Origin of the sequence: Streptomyces sp. NPDC028635, from assembly GCF_040637635.1 — a bacterium.
Classification (GTDB): domain Bacteria; phylum Actinomycetota; class Actinomycetes; order Streptomycetales; family Streptomycetaceae; genus Streptomyces.
The window spans coordinates 46,638-63,357 of the sequence record NZ_JBEZWX010000022.1 but is presented as its reverse complement, the minus strand read 5'-3'; the positions used below and the strand labels follow the sequence as shown (position 1 = coordinate 63,357).

The 16,720-nt window shown below is 74.0% G+C and carries 17 protein-coding genes; 8 read left to right on the top strand and 9 right to left on the bottom strand.

Going from position 1 to position 16,720, the window contains the following annotated elements; genetic code table 11:
- The first annotated feature begins 41 nt into the window (after window positions 1-41).
- The 4 genes from polX to AB0E88_RS22850 all read left to right on the top strand — a co-directional run bounded on the left by polX (window position 42) and on the right by AB0E88_RS22850 (window position 3,824).
- On the top strand, window positions 42-1,781 hold the full coding sequence (gene polX / locus AB0E88_RS22865; protein ID WP_361633187.1) for a DNA polymerase/3'-5' exonuclease PolX: 1,740 nt from the start codon (window positions 42-44) through the stop codon (window positions 1,779-1,781).
- Between the two features lie 81 nt (window positions 1,782-1,862).
- Window positions 1,863-2,504, top strand: coding sequence for a phosphoribosyltransferase (locus AB0E88_RS22860; protein WP_361633185.1), 642 nt, complete (start codon window positions 1,863-1,865; stop codon window positions 2,502-2,504).
- Window positions 2,505-2,506: 2 nt separating this feature from the next.
- Window positions 2,507-3,379: a universal stress protein gene (locus AB0E88_RS22855; RefSeq protein ID WP_361633183.1), complete on the top strand. Its 873-nt coding sequence runs from the start codon at window positions 2,507-2,509 to the stop codon at window positions 3,377-3,379.
- Window position 3,380: 1 nt separating this feature from the next.
- A complete protein-coding gene (locus tag AB0E88_RS22850; RefSeq protein ID WP_361633181.1) occupies window positions 3,381-3,824 on the top strand; it encodes a TIGR03668 family PPOX class F420-dependent oxidoreductase in 444 nt (147 codons plus the stop codon).
- 36 nt (window positions 3,825-3,860) lie between these two features.
- Here the strand turns inward: AB0E88_RS22850 and AB0E88_RS22845 are convergent, their stop codons facing one another.
- From AB0E88_RS22845 to AB0E88_RS22825, 5 genes are all read right to left on the bottom strand, one after another.
- Entirely contained in the window at window positions 3,861-4,319 is a 459-nt protein-coding gene (locus AB0E88_RS22845; protein ID WP_361633179.1) for an archease, read from the bottom strand.
- Window positions 4,320-4,409: 90 nt separating this feature from the next.
- Window positions 4,410-5,255: a proteasome subunit beta gene (prcB, locus tag AB0E88_RS22840; RefSeq protein ID WP_361633177.1), complete on the bottom strand. Its 846-nt coding sequence runs from the start codon at window positions 5,253-5,255 to the stop codon at window positions 4,410-4,412.
- 95 nt (window positions 5,256-5,350) lie between these two features.
- Entirely contained in the window at window positions 5,351-5,920 is a 570-nt protein-coding gene (locus tag AB0E88_RS22835) for a class I SAM-dependent methyltransferase (RefSeq protein WP_361633175.1), read from the bottom strand.
- A 16-nt stretch (window positions 5,921-5,936) separates the two neighbouring features.
- Window positions 5,937-7,769, bottom strand: a complete 1,833-nt coding sequence (locus AB0E88_RS22830; RefSeq protein ID WP_361633173.1) for a glycoside hydrolase family 15 protein — start codon at window positions 7,767-7,769, stop codon at window positions 5,937-5,939.
- 91 nt (window positions 7,770-7,860) lie between these two features.
- Window positions 7,861-8,640 carry a DeoR/GlpR family DNA-binding transcription regulator gene (locus tag AB0E88_RS22825; RefSeq protein ID WP_361633171.1) on the bottom strand — a complete coding sequence of 260 codons (780 nt, stop codon included), beginning with the start codon at window positions 8,638-8,640 and terminating at the stop codon, window positions 7,861-7,863.
- 133 nt (window positions 8,641-8,773) lie between these two features.
- Between AB0E88_RS22825 and AB0E88_RS22820 the strand changes: the two genes are divergently transcribed.
- Both AB0E88_RS22820 and AB0E88_RS22815 read left to right on the top strand, forming a co-directional pair.
- The gene (locus AB0E88_RS22820; RefSeq protein ID WP_361633169.1) at window positions 8,774-9,655 is read left to right on the top strand and encodes a sugar isomerase; all 882 of its coding nucleotides are present in this window, start codon (window positions 8,774-8,776) and stop codon (window positions 9,653-9,655) included.
- A gap of 29 nt (window positions 9,656-9,684) precedes the next feature.
- Complete coding sequence (locus AB0E88_RS22815; RefSeq protein WP_361633167.1) at window positions 9,685-10,533, top strand: class II fructose-bisphosphate aldolase; 849 nt, start codon at window positions 9,685-9,687, stop codon at window positions 10,531-10,533.
- A gap of 354 nt (window positions 10,534-10,887) precedes the next feature.
- Here the strand turns inward: AB0E88_RS22815 and AB0E88_RS22810 are convergent, their stop codons facing one another.
- Window positions 10,888-12,021, bottom strand: a complete 1,134-nt coding sequence (locus AB0E88_RS22810) for a methyltransferase (RefSeq protein WP_361633361.1) — start codon at window positions 12,019-12,021, stop codon at window positions 10,888-10,890.
- Window positions 12,022-12,088: 67 nt separating this feature from the next.
- Here AB0E88_RS22810 and AB0E88_RS22805 point away from each other — a divergent pair, with 67 nt between their 5' ends.
- Together AB0E88_RS22805 and AB0E88_RS22800 are read left to right on the top strand one after the other, a co-directional pair.
- A complete protein-coding gene (locus tag AB0E88_RS22805) occupies window positions 12,089-12,751 on the top strand; it encodes an alpha-ketoglutarate-dependent dioxygenase AlkB (RefSeq protein WP_361633165.1) in 663 nt (220 codons plus the stop codon).
- 27 nt (window positions 12,752-12,778) lie between these two features.
- Entirely contained in the window at window positions 12,779-14,026 is a 1,248-nt protein-coding gene (locus AB0E88_RS22800) for an ROK family protein (RefSeq protein WP_361633163.1), read from the top strand.
- Window positions 14,027-14,033: 7 nt separating this feature from the next.
- Here AB0E88_RS22800 and AB0E88_RS22795 read toward each other — a convergent pair whose 3' ends face one another.
- The 3 genes from AB0E88_RS22795 to AB0E88_RS22785 all read right to left on the bottom strand — a co-directional run bounded on the left by AB0E88_RS22795 (window position 14,034) and on the right by AB0E88_RS22785 (window position 16,673).
- Window positions 14,034-14,822 carry a glucose 1-dehydrogenase gene (locus AB0E88_RS22795; RefSeq protein WP_361633161.1) on the bottom strand — a complete coding sequence of 263 codons (789 nt, stop codon included), beginning with the start codon at window positions 14,820-14,822 and terminating at the stop codon, window positions 14,034-14,036.
- 91 nt (window positions 14,823-14,913) lie between these two features.
- Entirely contained in the window at window positions 14,914-15,498 is a 585-nt protein-coding gene (locus AB0E88_RS22790) for a TetR family transcriptional regulator (RefSeq protein ID WP_361633159.1), read from the bottom strand.
- A gap of 95 nt (window positions 15,499-15,593) precedes the next feature.
- Window positions 15,594-16,673 (bottom strand): LacI family DNA-binding transcriptional regulator, encoded by a 1,080-nt coding sequence (locus tag AB0E88_RS22785; protein ID WP_361633157.1) that lies wholly within the window; start codon window positions 16,671-16,673, stop codon window positions 15,594-15,596.
- Between the last annotated feature and the right edge of the window lie 47 nt (window positions 16,674-16,720).

The following is a 16,720-nucleotide window of genomic DNA, read 5'->3' as shown; positions in this document are numbered from 1 at the left end:
TACCCCCTGCCGCCGCCGCGTACCGCACCTACCCTTGAGGTGTGGCTCGATCCAATGACGAGGTCTCCGCGCTCTTCCAGGAATACGCGGACCTCATCTCGATCACCGGGGGAGACGCGTTCCGGGCACGTGTCTACGAGAAGGCCGCCCGCGCGATCGGCGGCCACCACGCCGACGTGGCCCGCCTCGACGCCAAGGGGCTCCAGGACATCCCGGGCGTCGGCAGGTCGATCGCCGAGAAGATCACCGAGTACCTCCGCACCGGGTCCGTCTCCGCCGTCGAGGAACTGCGCGCCCGTATCCCGGCCGGTGTCCGGCGGCTCACCGCCATCCCCACCCTCGGCCCGAAGAAGGCCCTGGTGCTGTACGAGGAACTCGGCGTCTCCTCCGTCGAGGAGCTGACCGACGCCATCCACGGCGAACGGCTGCGCGACCTGAAGGGCTTCGGCCCCAAGACCGAGCAGAACATCCTGCACGGCATCGAACTGCTGCGGTCCGCGGGCGACCGCGTCCTGCTCGACGTCGCCCTCGGCCTCGCCGACGACGTGGTCGCCGCCCTGTCCGAGGTGACCGGCTGCGCCCGCTGCGCCTACGCCGGCTCCCTGCGCCGGGTGAAGGAGACCATCGGCGACCTCGACGTCCTCGCCGCGGCCGACGACTCCGGACCGCTGATGAAGGCGTTCACCGAGCTGCCGTACGTCAGCGAGGTCATCGCGCACGGCACCACCAAGACCTCGGTGCGCACCACGAGGGGACTCGCCGTCGACCTGCGGGTCGTACCGCCCGACTCCTGGGGCGCGGCCCTGCAGTACTTCACCGGTTCCAAGGCGCACAACATCCGCACCCGCGAACGCGCGGTGCACCACAAGCTGAAGCTGTCCGAGTACGGCCTGTTCGACACCGAGAGCGGCGAGAAGATCGTCTCCGAGACCGAGGAGGAGGTCTACGCCCGGCTCGGCCTGCCCTGGATCCCGCCCACCCTGCGCGAGGACCGCGGGGAGATCGAGGCCGGGCTGCGCGGCGAACTGCCCGACCTGGTCACCGAGGACGCCCTGCGCGGCGACCTGCACACCCACACCGACCTCACCGACGGACTCGCCCCGCTGGAGGAGATGGTCGCCGCGGCCGCCGACCGCGGCTACGCCTACTACGCGATCACCGACCACGGCCCGGACATGGCCATGCAGCGCATGACCGACGAGCGGATGCTCGCCCAGCGCGAACGCGTCCGCGCCCTCGACGGCACCTACGGCAAGGGCCGGGGCATGCGTCTGCTGCACGGTGCCGAACTCAACATCGGCCCCGACGGGGACGTGGACTGGCCCGCGGAGTTCCTCGCCGGTTTCGACCTGTGCGTGGCCTCCGTGCACTCCCACTTCACCCAGGACCGCGCCACCATGACCCGGCGGCTCGTGCGCGCCTGCGAGAACCCGTACGTCGACATCATCGGCCACCCCACCACCCGCCTCATCGGCAGGCGGCCCGGCATCGACGCCGACCTCGACGCGGTCTTCGCCGCCTGCGCCCGCACCGGCACCGCCCTCGAGATCAACGCCCACCCCGATCGGCTCGACCTGCGCGACGAGGACATCCTGCGGGCCAAGCGGCACGGCGTCAGATTCGCCGTGAACAGCGACGCCCACTCCACCCTGCACCTGGCCAACATGCGCTACGGCATCGGCACCGCCCAGCGCGGCTGGCTCACCGGGGACGACGTGATCAACACCTGGCCCCTCACCCGGCTGCGCCGTTTCCTGCGGCAGGGCCGCCCGGCCCGCTAGCGCGGCGTGTGCGGCAGCCGGCCGCCGGGTACCCGGCCCGCGGCAGTACGGCGGCCGGCGTCGGAAGGAGACGCGAGGCGCATGGAGTTTCGTGACCGCACCGAGGCCGGTCGGGAACTGGCCGAGCAGCTGCGCATCCGGCACGACAAGGGCGCCCTTCCGCGCCCCCTGGTTCTCGCGCTGCCCCGCGGCGGTGTGCCCGTGGGCCGTGAGGTCGCCCGCGCCCTGGGCGCCCCCCTCGACGTGCTCGTCGCCCGCAAGATCGGCGTGCCCTTCCAGGAGGAGCTGGGCGTCGGCGCGCTCGCCGGGGACGACCCGCCGCTGTTCGACGAGTGGGCACTGAACCGGCTCGGCCTCACCCACGAGGCGCTGGCGGGCACGGTGGAGCGCGAGCGCGCCGAACTGCACCGCCGCGAGCACCTCTACCGCGCCGGCCGCCCGCCGCTGGACCTCGCCGGACGCACCGTGATCCTCGTCGACGACGGCCTCGCCACCGGGGCGACCGCGCGCGCCGCCGTCCGCTGGGTCCGCCGGCAGGGGCCCGAACGCGTCGTCGTGGCGGTGCCCGTGGCCGCCCCCGAGTCCGCCGACCTGCTCTCCCGCGAGGCCGACGAGGTGGTGTGCCTGTACCGGCCGGCCGACTTCCGCGCCGTCGGCCTGTGGTACGACGACTTCGAGCAGCTCAGCGACGCCGATGTGCTCGACGCGCTGCGGGAGGGATGAGCATGGCGATGCCACCCGCGCCCCGCGCGGTGCTCGTCGGCGTCGACGACACCTCCGACGCCTGGCTCGCCGCCGACTGGGCCGCCACCGAGGCCGGCCTGCGCGGCACCGCACTGCGCGTCCTGCACGCCGTCGGCCCGGGCAGCCCGGCCGGGGAGGGCGCCGACGCGCGCGTCCTGGACGCGGCCGCCTCCGTCCTCGACGACGCCGTGGCCCGCATCGCCGCCGGCCACCCCGGACTGCCCCTGGACACCGCGCTCGCCCACCAACAGCCCGCCGAGGCCCTCATCGACGCGGCACAGGACGCCGAGCTGATCGTCGTCGGCACCCGCGGCCGCGGCGGCTTCTCGGGACTGCTGCTGGGCTCGGTGAGCCTGCGCACCGCCGCGCACGCGGACCGCCCGGTCGTCGTCGCCCGCGGGCACACCGAGAAGGCCGCGTACGGCGGCGTCGTCGTCGGCGTGCGCGACGAACGGGACGCGGACGCCGTACGGTTCGCGCTCGCCGAGGCACGGCTGCGCGGGGTGGGGGTGCGGGTACTGCACGCCTGGACCCCGCTCGCACGGGCCGGGCTGGTGGTGCCCCAGGTGAGCCAGGTGGACGACGAACAGCACGTCCACACCCGCGTGCTCGAGCACGCGGCCCGGCCGATCGCCGAGTTTCCGCAGGTCCGCGCCGACACCGACCTCGTCATCGGCGCCCCGGCGGCCGCCCTGGTGGACGCCTCCGCCCGGGCCGGTCTGGTCGTCGTCTCCCGGCACCCGCCCGCCGGCCGCTTCGCGCTGCGCCTGGGCAGCGTGGTGCACGCCGTGCTGCACCACGCCGAGTGCCCGGTCGCCGTCGTCCCCACCACGCGGGCGGCGCAGGAGGCGTGACGTGCCCGCGATGGACGAGGACGAGGCCCGCCGGCGGTTCACCGGTGCCCGCGTGGCCCGGCTCGCCACCGTCGGCGCCGACGGCCACCCGCACCTGGTGCCGGTCGTGTTCGCCGCCGACGGCGACCGGATCGTCACGGCCGTCGACCGCAAACCGAAGACCACCCGGCGGCTCAAGAGGCTGCGCAACATCGCCGCGCACCCGGCGGTGAGCCTGCTCGCCGACGCCTACGACGAGGACTGGGACCACCTGTGGTGGGTGCGGGCCGACGGCGACGCCCACGCCGTGCCGCCCGGCACCGCCGGGTCCGCGGCACGCGAGGAGCACGCCGGGGCGATCACCCTGCTGCGGCGCAAGTACCCGCAGTACGCCGCCCGTCCGCCGGACGGCCCGGTCGTCGTCGTCACCGTCACCCGCTGGACCGGGTGGCTCGCCACGCCCTGACACGGCGTCGGGCGACCGGACGGCCCCGGCGAGGCCTCACGCCTCGATGGTGAGCGAGCAGGACCAGCCGTAGGGCCCCTGCCCGAGATGCAGCTCGTGCCAGGCCACGCCCCGCGGGAGCGCGCCGGTGATCTCCACGTCCGCCATGTCGGCCACCGCCAGGCGCACGTCCAGCTCGTCGTCCTGCGCGTCCGCCTCCACGTCCACCGGCACCGTGCCGCACATCTCCAGCCGGTAGACGACCTCCTCCAGCAGCGCCGCCAGCAGATCGTCGTCGCCCGTCCCGGCCACCCGCAGCCGCTCCACCGCGGTCGGCCGCACCCGGGACACATCGGCGAAGCACTCCACGACCCCGAGAACCGCCTCCGCCAGACAGTCCTCCCGGCTCGCCCCCCACGCGTCGATCCGGACATCGGCGCTGTGCGGCACCGCGCGGTGACCGCTCCCGCCCGGTCCGCGCGCCAGCGCGTCGTCACCCGTGTCACCGTTGACCATGTTCCCCGTGTGCCCCGCTCGCCCGCCGGGCACACGGACCGGCCGGTACCCGCCCGGGGTTCCGCGGCCCGGATGCCCGTCGGCCGTGCGTCAGACGACGGGCGCGAGGGGGCCGTCGGGCCTCTCGCCGCGGCGCCGGACGACCTCCCGCGCGATCTCGGCCACCTCCTCCTGCGGCAGCCACCGGAAGCCGTCCCGCGTGACCAGAGCGACCAGCGGGAACAGCCGCCGGGCCGGATCCGGGCCGCCGGTCGCCGAGTCGTCGTCGGCGGCGTCGTACAGCGCCTGCACCGCCGCCGTGACGATCTCCTCCTGCGGCAGCCCCTCGCGGTACAGCTTCTTCAGCGCGCTCCGCGCGTACACCGACCCGGAGCCGGTCGCGGTGAAGCCCTGCTCCTCGGTGCGGCCGCCGGTGACGTCGTAGCCGAAGATCCGGCCCTCGCCCCGGTCCAGGTCGTAGCCCGCGAAGAGAGGCACCACGGCCAGGCCCTGCATGGCCATGGGGAGATTGCCCCGCACCAGCGTGGTCAGCCGGTTGGCCTTGCCGTCGAGGGAGAGCGCGGTGCCCTCGATCTTCTCGTAGTGCTCCAGCTCCAGCTGGAACAGCCGGACCAGCTCCACCGCGATCCCGACCGTACCGGCGATGGCGACGGCGGAGTGCTCGTCGGCCGGGAACACCTTCTCGTACTCGCGGTGGGCGATGACGTTGCCCATCGTCACCCGCCGGTCGCCCGCGACGAGCACCCCGTCGGCGTAGGTCGCCGCGACGATCGTGGTGCCGTGCGGCGCCTCGAACCCCGGTGCCGGGGACGGCAGTCGGCGGCCGGCCGGCAGCAGGTCGGGCGCCTGCGCGGCGAGGAAGTCCACGAAGGACGACGTCTCGGCGGCCATGAAGGAGGGCGGCAGTCCGCCGTCGGTGCTCGGGTGGGCGCTCATGGCGTTCCTTCCTGTCGCGAGCGGGCCGGCCGTGGGGCGTCCCCCTGTGCGACGCACCCTACCCGCGGCGCGGTGCGCGCATGCGGCACCGCCGCTCAGGGGCGCAGGGCGAGACAGTGGTAGCCGTCCAGGTCCTCGGAGTCGACGCGGGACCAGTCGGCGGTGAGGAGTTCGGTGTCGGCCCGGGGGAGTTCCCAGGCGTGCGGCTCGCCGTGGGACGGATCGTGCAGCGACGTGCCGACCCAGAAGACGCCGCCCGGGGCAAGGAGGGCGCGGACGCGGGCGAGGAAGGCCGGCTTGTCGGGGATCCAGCGGAAGACCAGACGGCAGGTGATCAGCGCGTAGGCGGGGTGGGGCAGCAGCCCGTCCAGGTCGCCGCCGGTGAAGTCCGCCTCGCGCACGTCCAGTTCGGGGTGGCGCAGGCGGGCCCCCGCGACCGCCGTCGGCGCGCAGTCGACGGCGGTGACCCGGTAGCCCAGCCGGTGCACCCGCGCCGCCAGCTCGCCCAGGCCGCAGCCGATGTCCAGCGCGGGCCGTCCCGCGCCCGGCCCGACCTGCCGCCGCAGCACCTCGGCCTCCCGGTCGTCGATGGTGCGGTAGCGGCGGCCCGAGCGCCACACGGGCTCCCAGTACTGCGCGGCCGTCGGCACACTCCCGTCGGTCATGTGCAGGTCCCCCTCGCTAGCCGAGTGCCCGGTCCAGGTTGAACGCCGCGCTGATCAGGGCGAGATGCGTGAACGCCTGCGGGAAGTTGCCCTGCTGCCCGCCCGTGTGACCGATCTCCTCCGCGTACAGGCCGAGATGGTTGGCGTACGTCAGCATCTTCTCGAAGGCGAGGCGCGCCTCGTCCAGCCGGCCGGCGTGCACCAGGGCCTCCACGTACCAGAAGGAGCAGATCGAGAAGGTGCCCTCGTCGCCGCGCACCCCGTCGGGACTGGTCAGCGGGTCGTAACGGTAGACCAGGGAGTCGGAGACCAGCTCCCGGGTGAGGGCGTCCAGCGTGGACAGCCACTTCGGGTCGGTCGGGGCGATGAACTTGCTCAGCGGCATCATCAGCACCGCCGCGTCCAGCACGTCGCCGTCCTCGTACTGGACGAACGCCCCGCGCTCCGCCGACCAGCCGCGGTCCATGATCCGGCGGTAGATCGTGTCGCGGCACGTCCGCCAGCGGACGAGGTCGGCGGGCAGTCCGCGCCGGTTGGCCATGCGGATGGCCCGCTCGATCGCCACCCAGCACATCAGCCGTGAGTAGAGGAAGTTCTTGCGGCCGCCCCGCGTCTCCCAGATGCCCTCGTCGGGCTGGTCCCAGTGCGCGCACACCCACTCGACCAGCGCGCACACGTCGTCCCACTGGTCGCTGGAGATCGGCTTCGCCCACTTGTCGTAGAGGTAGATCGAGTCGACGAGCGCGCCGTAGATGTCGAGCTGGAGCTGGTCGGCGGCCGCGTTGCCGACGCGGACCGGCGCCGAGCCGAAGTGCCCCGCCAGATGCGGCACTTCCCGTTCCGGCAGATCGGTGCGGCCGTCGATGCCGTACATGATCTGCAGCGGCCCGGCTCCATGACAGTCGCCGGGGCTGATGTGCCGGGTGACGAAGTCCATGAACGCCCCGGCCTCCTCGCTGAAGCCGAGGCGCAGCAGCGCGTACACGCAGAACGCGGCGTCGCGCACCCACACGTACCGGTAGTCCCAGTTGCGTTCCCCGCCGAGCTGCTCGGGCAGGCTGGTGGTCGGCGCGGCGACGATCGCACCGGTCGGTGCGTAGGTGAGGAGCTTCAGGGTGAGGGCCGAGCGGTGCACCATCTCCCGCCAGCGGCCGCGATAACGCGAGGCGGACAGCCAGCGGCGCCAGTAGGTCACGGTGGCGGCGAACTGCTCCTCGGCCTCCCGGCTCGCACACCGGCGGGGCGTCACCTCATCGCCGACCTCGTCCAGCGCGAACACCGCCGACTCGCCCTCGGTGAGCTTGAACTCCGCCCGTACGTCCTGCCCGTCGGGCTCCAGCGGGACGGTCGACGTCAGGGCCAGCGAGATCCGGCCGGTGGAGAAGACCGCGGTGTCACCGGCCAGGCGCAGCGTGTGGGCGCGGGAGGCGTAGTCGAAGCGCGGGGCGACCAGGGCCCGGAACGGCACGGTGCCGCGCACGCAGAGCACCCGCCGGATCAGCCGGTGGCGCGAGCCGTCCGCCGGGTCGCCGCCGAGCGGCATGAAGTCCTGCACCTCGCCCACGCCGTCCTCGGTGAAGAAGCGGGTGATCAGGACGTTGGTGTCGGGGAAGTAGAACTGCTTGGTCCGGGCCGCCCCGCTCGCCGCCAGCTCGAAGCAGCCGCCGCGCTCGGCGTCCAGGATCGCGGCGAAGACACTCGGCGCGTCGAACGAGGGACAGCAGTACCAGTCGATGGTGCCGTTCGTCCCCACCAGCGCGACCGTCCGCAGATCACCGATCAGCCCGTGGTCGGCGACCGGCAGGCAGCCGTCGCTCCGGCTCGCACCCATGTCCGCTGCCTGGGCCATCACAGCCTCCCTGGACCTGTGCCCGCGGGACGGCTTCCAGCTTAGAGGCGGGGCCCCGGGGCGGCGCCCCGAACGGAACGCGGTCCCCTGTTCAGACCGTCACCACGTCGATCCCGGCCTCCTCCAGCCGCCGCACCTCCTGCGGATCCGCCGCCGAGTCCGTGACCAGTGTGTTCACCGTCTCCGCCGCGCAGATGCGGGCGAAGGCACGGCGGCCCAGCTTGCTGGAGTCGGCGGCGACGATCACCCGCTCGGCGCGCTCGCACAGCAGCCGGTTGATCGCCGCCTCCGCCTCGTCGTGCGCGGCGGCCCCGTGCACCACGTCGAAGGAGACGACACCGAGCACCGCGACATCGAGGGTGATCTGTCCGAGCACGCCGTCCGCGAGCGGCCCGATCAGCTCGTACGACTGGGCGCGCGCCACGCCGCCCGTCACCACGATCTTGAACTGCGGCCGTACGGCCAGCTCGTTGGCGATGTTGAGGGCGTTGGTGACGACGGTGAGCGCGGGGGAGCCGGACGCCAGGTCGCTGCGCACGGCGAGCGCGCGGGCCACCTCGGTGGTGGTCGTGCCGCCGGTCAGACCGACGGCCTCGCCGGGCGCGATCAGCTCGGCCACCGCCCGGGCGATGCGCTGCTTCTCCGAGGCGCGCCGGGCCGTCTTGTAGCGCAGCGGCAGTTCGTACGACACCCCGTGCACGACCGCGCCGCCCCGGGTGCGCACCAGCATCTGCTGCTCGGCCAGCTGGTCGAAGTCGCGGCGGATCGTCGCGGCCGACACCTCCAGCTCGGCCGCGGCCTCCTCGACGTCCAGCCGGCCGCGTTCGACGAGCAGTTCCAGCAGCGCCTTCCAGCGGGCGTCGCGCGACATCCGCACCTCCGTCTTCCCTTGTCTCGGCTCCTCGGTGACCCTAGCGCACCCTCCGTGGCGTGGAATGCTTGAAGTTGCTCGAAAGCTCGCTATATCTTGCATAAACAAACAGGACCCTGGGAGGGGCAGCCGCATGACGCATGTCGAGGACGAGCTGAACAGCCAGCCGGAGTGCTGGACCCGCGCCGCGGCGGAGGCGACCGCGCACGCCGCCGCGCTGCCCGCGCCGGGAGAACGGACCGCGGTGGTCGGCTGCGGCACCTCCTACTTCATGGCCCAGGCGGTAGCCGGTCTGCGCGAGGCCGCCGGCCAGGGCGAGACCGACGCCTTCGCCGCCTCCGAGTTCCCCCACGGCCGCTCCTACGACCGGGTCGTCGCCCTCACCCGCTCCGGCACCACCACCGAGGTGCTGGAGCTGCTCGGCCGGCTGAAGGGCCGGACCCGCACCACCGCGGTGACCGCCGACCCCGGCACGCCCGTCATGGCGGCCGCCGACGACGTCGTGGTGCTCGCGTACGCCGACGAACGCTCCGTCGTACAGACCCGCTTCGCCACCACCGCGCTCACCCTGCTGCGCGCCCACCTCGGCCTGCACACCGCTGCCGCGGTCGACGACGCCCGCACCGCGCTCGCCGCCGCCCTGCCCGAAGAGCTCGTCGCGTGCCGCCAGTTCACCTTCCTCGGCCGCGGCTGGACGGTCGGCCTGGCCAACGAGGCCGGTCTGAAGATGCGCGAGGCGTCCTTGTCCTGGACCGAGGCCTACCCGGCGATGGAGTACCGGCACGGCCCGATCAGCATCACCACCGACGGCACCGCCACCTGGATGTTCGGCGACGCTCCCGAGGGACTCGCCGACCAGGTGCGGGCCACCGGCGGACTCTGGGTGGACGGTGGCCTCGACCCGCTCGCCGAACTGGTCCGCGCCCAGCGCCTCGCGGTCGCCGTCGCCGCGGCCCGCGGCCTCGACCCCGACCAGCCGCGCCACCTCACCCGCTCGGTGATCCTCGCCCCCTGAGCCGCCCGACACCCCGGAAAGGACAGGCCGTGCCCCTCGCGACCACCGGCGAGCTCGTCACCCGCGCCGCCGTCGACCGCTCAGCCGTCGCCGCCTTCAACATCATCACGCTGGAGCACGTCGAGGCCGTCATCGCCGGCGCCGAACAGGCCGGCGCACCCGTCGTCCTCCAGGTCAGCGAGAACGCCGTGAAGTTCCGCTACGGCCGCCTCCTGCCGCTCGCCCGCGCCGCGGTCGCCGCCGCCGAGGCCGCCACCGTACCCATCGCCCTGCACCTGGACCATGTGCAGAGCGACGCCCTGCTGCGGCAGGCACCGGCGGCGGGCTTCAGCTCGGTGATGTACGACGCCTCCGCGCTGCCCTACGCCGAGAACCTCGCCGCCACCCGTGCCGCCGCCGACTGGGCGCACGCCCAGGGGCTCTGGATCGAGGCCGAGCTGGGGCAGGTCGGCGGCAAGAACGGCCGCCGCCCGCTGGACGCGCACGCCCCCGGCGCCCGCACGGACCCCACGGAGGCGCGCGGCTTCGTCGCCGACTCCGGGGTCGACGCGCTCGCCGTCGCCATCGGCAGCGTGCACGCCATGACCACCCGTACCGCCGCCCTCGACCACGAACTCCTCAAACGCCTCGCCAAGGCCCTGGAACTCCCGCTCGTCCTGCACGGCTCCTCCGGAGTCCCCGACGAGGAACTGCGCACGGCCGTCGCGGGCGGCATCACCAAGGTCAACGTCGGCACCGCCCTCAACCAGGCGATGACCGCGGCGATCCGTCACTTCCTGGCCACCCACCCCGAGGCGGTCGACTCCCGCAAGTACCTGAGCGTCGGCCGGGAGGCGATGATCCAGGAGGTGACCCGCATCATCTCCGTCCTGAACTGACGCCACGACGGCCCGCAGGCGCGTACGGCGGCAAGGGGCCGGGGTGGGGGGTGTCCGCCCGCAGCGTCCGGCACCGGGCAACGGCGCCGTCGTCGGGGACGGCCGGCCGGACCGAGGACGGACACCCCCCGCCCCGGCCCCGCCGTGACCACCGCCCGCAGGCGAGACCGCAACCGTCCACCGGACGGACACGGGCCGCCGCAGGCACAAAAGGGGCGCGGGGAACGGCGCGAGCAACCCCCCACGCACCCGCACCCGAGAAACGACACGCCGCCGCAGGCACAAAGGGGCGCGGGGAACGGCGCGACGAGCCACAACACAACCCGCACCCGAGACACGAACCGCCGCAGGCGCTTACCGCCGGACGGCCCGCAGCACCACGAACTTCGGATCGCTCGCCACCACCGCACTGTTGCCGAACAGCCGCCGCAGCTTGACGTGGTACCCCAGATGCCGGTTCCCGATGACCCACAGCTCCCCACCCGGCCGCAGCACCCGCCGCGCACCCGAGAACATCCGCAACGCCGTCGCGTCCGTCGTGGCCTGGTGGGAGTGGAACGGCGGATTGTTCAGCACCAGGTCCACACTCCCGGACGCCACCCCGGCCAGACCGTCCCCCACCCGGAACTCCCCGTGCCCCGGCACCCCGTTCGCCTTGTACGTCGCCTCCGCCGAGGCCACGGCCTGGAACGACTCGTCCACGAACAGCACCTCCGCCTCCGGGTTGGCGAGCGCGACCGACGTGCCCACGACGCCGTTGCCGCAGCCGAGGTCGACGATGCGGCGCGGACCGTCGGTGGCCGGCAGGTGCCGGAGGAAGAACCGCGTGCCGATGTCCAGCCGGTCCGCGCAGAACACCCCGGCGTGGTTCACGACGGGCCGCCCCGACACCGGCCCGACCCCCTCCTCCAGCCGGTAGCTGTACGGCCACGGATTGACGGGCCGCTCCAGCGCCGGATCCGGCGTGCAGAAGATCAGCCGCGCCTTCTGCCGGGCAAGCGAGGTGCGCGTCGGGCCGAGGATCCGCTCGAACAGCTCCAGGGTCGAGGTGTGGATCTCCTTGACCATGCCGGTGCCGACCACCACGGACCCCGCGTGCAGGGCGGGAGCCAGCCGCAGCAACTGGTCCTCCAGCAGCGCGAGACTCTTCGGCACCCGCACCAGCAGCACGTCGATCCGCTCCGGCGGCGCGTCCTGCGTGGTCAGCAGAGGCACCGTCCCGGGGGCCACCCCGTTGCGCGCGAGGTTCGCCCGGGTCGCCTCCTGCGCCAGGTAGGAGTCGGTGATCTGCGTCGGCGCGTGGGGAGCGAGCGCCGTGACCAGCGCTCCCCAGCGGTCACCGACGACCACGACCGTGCCGGACAGACCGACCCGCTCCTCGGCCAGATGCCGCAGCAGATACGCGTCGGAGGCGTCCCAAGCGCGCAGCCTGTCGCGCGGGTCCTCGGGGAAACGGGTCAGCGCGAACTCGCCCCAGGGCGTCGTCATACGGTCGTTCATGGTGTGTCCAGGCTAGCCGAGCCGCAGCTCAGGCCCGGTGGGGCAGGATGGTGCCATGGACGCCGAGCTGTTCCCGCGCGAGCGCGCCGAGGTCGCACCCGGTGCGGTGCACGTGCCGGACTGGCTCGACAGGGACCGGCAGCGCACGCTGCTCGACGCCTGTCGCGCCTGGGCCCGGCCCCCGGCGGGCCTGCGCACCGTGCGCACCCCCGGCGGCGGCACGATGACCGCCCGCCAGGTCTGCCTCGGCTGGCACTGGTACCCGTACGCCTACGCCCGTACGGTCGTCGACGGCGACGGCGCCCCCGTCAAGCCCTTCCCGGCCTGGCTCGGCGAACTGGGCCGTCAAGCGGTGACCGACGCGCTGGGCCCGGGGGCGGAGCCGCCGCCGTACGACATCGCGCTGATCAACTTCTACGACGCCGACGCCCGCATGGGCATGCACCGCGACGCCGACGAGAAGGCCGACGCGCCGGTCGTCTCGTTCAGCCTCGGTGATACGTGCCTCTTCCGGTTCGGCAACACCGAGACCCGCGCCCGGCCCTACACCGACGTCGAGCTGCGCAGCGGTGACCTGTTCGTCTTCGGCGGGCCGTCCCGGTTCGCCTACCACGGGGTGCCGCGCGTGCTGCCGGGCAGCGCACCGCCGTGGCTCGGGCTGACCGGGCGCCTGAACATCACGCTGCGCGTCAGCGGTCTGCGGGCGGACGCCACCTGAGCAGCGGATCATGACAGACTCCCCCTCATGAGCGGCAAGGCGGACCCCCGGCAGGCGGGGGAAGGGACCACCTCGAGGACGCGGCTGGACCGGGGGCGCGGAGCGCTCGGGCCCGCGTTGGAGCTCGTGCACACCGGACGCGCGCCCACCCGTGCCGTGCTCACCGCCGAACTCGGCGTCACCCGCGCCACGGCCGGCGCGGTGGCCGCCGAGCTGGAGGCGCTCGGCCTGATCCGCGTCGACGCCCGGCCCAGCGCCCCCGCCGGCGCCCAGGGCCGCCCCTCGCACCGGCTGAACCTCGCCGAGGACGGCCCCGTCGCGCTGGCCGCCCAGGTCCACGCCGACGGCTTCCGTGCCGCCCTGGTCGGCCTGGGCGGCCGGATCGTCGCGACCGCGCCCGGCTGCGAGACCGTCGACGCCGACCCGGCGAAGGTGCTCGGGTCCGTGGTCGAAGCGGGTGCGCAACTGCTGCGCGAGACCGGCCGGCGCTGCGTCGGCGCCGGGCTCGCCGTGCCCTCCGCGGTCGCCGAACCGGAGGGACTCGCGCTGAACCCGCTGCACCTGGCCTGGCCGGTGGGCGCGCCCGTGCGGGAGATCTTCGCCGCGTGTGTGCGCGACGCCGGGATCACCGGGCCGGCCTTCGCCGCCAACGACGTCAATCTCGCCGCGCTCGCCGAGCACCGGCACGGCGCCGGCCGGGGCTCGCGCGACCTGCTGTGCGTGGCGACCGGGCACCGCGGCGTGGGCGGCGCGCTGGTCCTCGACGGGCGGCTGCACACGGGCAGTTCGGGCCTCGCGCTGGAGGTCGGCCACCTCACCGTCAACCCCGAGGGCGGCCGCCCCTGCCACTGCGGCAGCCGCGGCTGTCTCGACGTCGAGGCCGATCCGCTGGCTCTGCTCACCGCCGCGGGCCGCGACCCCGGCCCCGAGGTGTCCCTGCTCCAGCAGGCCAACGACCTGATCCGCACCGAGTACGACGACCCGGACGTCCGGCGGGCCGTCGAGGCGCTCGTCGACCGGCTGGGCCTGGGCCTGGCCGGGCTGGTGAACATCCTCAACCCCGACCGGATCATCCTCGGCGGGCTGCACCGCACACTGCTGGACGCCGACCCCGAGCGGCTGCGCGCGGTCGTCGCCGACCGCAGTCTGTGGGGCCGCAGCGGCGGTGTGCCCATCCTCGCCTGCTCCCTGGACCACAACAGCCTGGTCGGCGCGGCCGAGTTGGCCTGGCAGCCGGTGCTGGACGACCCGCTCGGGGCGCTGACCGGGGGCTGATCTCCGGCTACAGCGCGGCGCCCCCGTCGATCACCAGGTCCGTGCCGACCAGCGGCGCGGCCGCGTCGGACGCCAGGTACAGGACGGCTTCGGCGACCTCCTCGGTGGACGACACCCGGCCGAGCGGCGACTGGTCCTTCATGCGCACGGCGCGCTCCGGCTCGCTCTCCCCGGGCCTGAGCGACATCGTGGTGTCGGACGCGCCGGGGCTGACGGCGTTGATCCGCACCCCGTCCGCGATGTACTCCAGCGCGGCCCCGCGGGTCAGCGAGGCGACGGCGGCCTTGCTCGCGGCGTACGCGACGGCGCTCGGCACCTGCTTGTGCCGGCCCAGGTTCGAGGCGACGTTGACGATCGCACCGCCGCCGGGCTGCGCGCGCATCTGCCGGATCTCCGCCTGAAGAGCGAGGAACACGCCGGTGACATTGATGTCGAGCAGGGTGTGCCAGTCGTCCTCGGCGAGGTCGGCGAGTGGCGCGCCCCGGAAGACGCCCGCGTTGTTGATGGCCACGTCGAGCCTGCCGAACCGGTCGACGACCGCGCGCACCAGCGCCCGTACGTCGGCGGCCCGGCTGACGTCGGCGACCTCGGCGACGGCGGTGCCGCCGGCCTCCTCGATCAGCGCCACGGTCTCGTCGAGCGACGCCCTGGAGCGGCCGGCCACGACGACCCGGGCGCCCTCGGCGGCCAGGGCGAGCGCGACGGCCCGGCCGATACCGGTACCGGCGCCGGTGACGAGGGCGGTACGGCCGGAGAAGCGGTTGCTGGACACGGGAGTTCCCTTCGAAGGAGACATACGGACGGCGGCCCTTTTACTGGACCGTTCGGTCAAATAAGGGATCAGCGAAAAGCGGCGTCCCGGTGGCGCGCGTGCGCCGGGACGGACGTCAGTCCAGGAGTGCGAGCGCCTGCTCCGCCGCGTCGAGCACCCGGGCCGGCTCCGTGGACGCCTTGCCGACCACCCTCAAGCCCTGCATCAGCACCAGCAGCATGCGGGCCAGCGCGCGCGGGTCGCGCCCCTCGGGCAGCTCGCCCTGGGCCCGGGCGCGCAGCAGCGCCGAGTGCAGCAGGGTCTCCAGGTGCCCCCAGCTGCGCTCCACGCGGCGGGCGGCGTCGTCGTCGTGCGGGGCCAGTTCGGCCGCCGTGTTGGTGACGAAACAGCCACGCTCGCGGCGGGCGTCGTCCGCCGCCTCGGCGGCGAACCGGCGCACCACCGCCCGTACGGCGGGCAGCGCCGGCCCCGGCTGGGACACCTCCAGCGCGAGCAGCGGGTCGTGCTCCTCGCCGTAGCGGTCCAGGGCCTTCAGATACAGGTCGTGCTTGTTGCCGAAGGTGGCGTAGAGGCTCGCGCGCCCGATCCCGAGGTGCTCGACCAGGTCGGCCATCGACGTCGCCTCGTAGCCCTTGCGCCAGAAGAGGTCGAGGGCGGACCGGAGGGCGGCGTCCGGATCGAATTCCTTGGTCCTGGCCATGACGGAGACGCTAGCCCTTTATGGAACGATCGGTCAACTATGGTTGGCCGGGAGGGGGTCCGCCGCTGCCGGCGCCCGGCGGAGCGGTGTCCTCGCTACCGTTCGCCGGGGGAGGGCGGCGCCGCCACGGAGTCCCGGGCGATGAACGTCGTGTCGAGCGTGATGTGCCGGGGCTCCTCGCCGCTGCCCTCGATGCGGGCCGTCAGCGCCCGCACCGCGCGAGCCCCCAACTCCTGCACCGGCTGCGCCACCACGCTCATCCGCGGGCGCACCGCGGCCGCCCAGTCCGGGTCGTCGAAGGTGACCACCGACAGGTCGTCCGGCACGGTGAGGCCGCCGGCCCGCGCGGCCGTGAGCACCCCGAGGGCGATCATGCTGTCGGTGGCGAAGACGGCCGTGGGGCGGTCCGGCAGGGCCAGCAGGTCGGCCGCCAGCGCCGCCGGGTCCTGGCGGTGGAAGGTGCCGCGGCGCAGATACCGCTCGGTGTCCCCGATGCCCGCCTCGTGCAGCGCCGACCGGTAGCCCTCGATGCGCTCCAGGCCCGTCGTGATCGGGCCCGACGGGTCCTCGTCGCCGGTGCCGACCAGGCTCACCAGGCCGATCCGGCGGTGGCCGGCCGCGATCAGGCGGCGCACCGCGTCCTGTGCCGCGCCCCGGTTGTCGACGGTGACGGAGTCGCAGGGCAGGCCGGGCGCCCGGCGGTCCAGCAGCACCACGGGGCATCCGGAGGTGTGCGCGGCGTTCAGGTGGGCCGCGTCGGCCGTGGAGGCGGGGGCGACGATCAGGCCGTCGACATGCTTGTCCAGCAGCGTCTTCACGGCCGCGCGCTCGGCGGTGACGTCCTCGTCGGTGTTGGCGAGCAGCACCTGGTAGCCGGCGGCTCGGGCCGCGTCGGTGATGCCACGGGTGACACCGGCGAAGAACGGGTTCTGGATGTCGGCGACGACCACGCCGAGCGTGTGCGTGCGCCCCGTGATCATCGAGCGGGCCAGCTGGTTGGGGCGGTAGCCCAGCTTCTCGGCCGCCGCGCGCACCTTCTCGCGGGCCTCCGGCGAGACGGACCCGTAGTCCGCCAGGGCCCGGGACGCGGTGGAGCGCGAGACCCCGGCCTCGCGGGCGACGTCGGGGATGGTGGCGGGGCGGGCGCGGCCGCTGCTGCGTCGGTTCGTCGTCATGGCAGGGGTCAGATTAACGGGCGCGACACGGGTCTTGACGCTCGGGA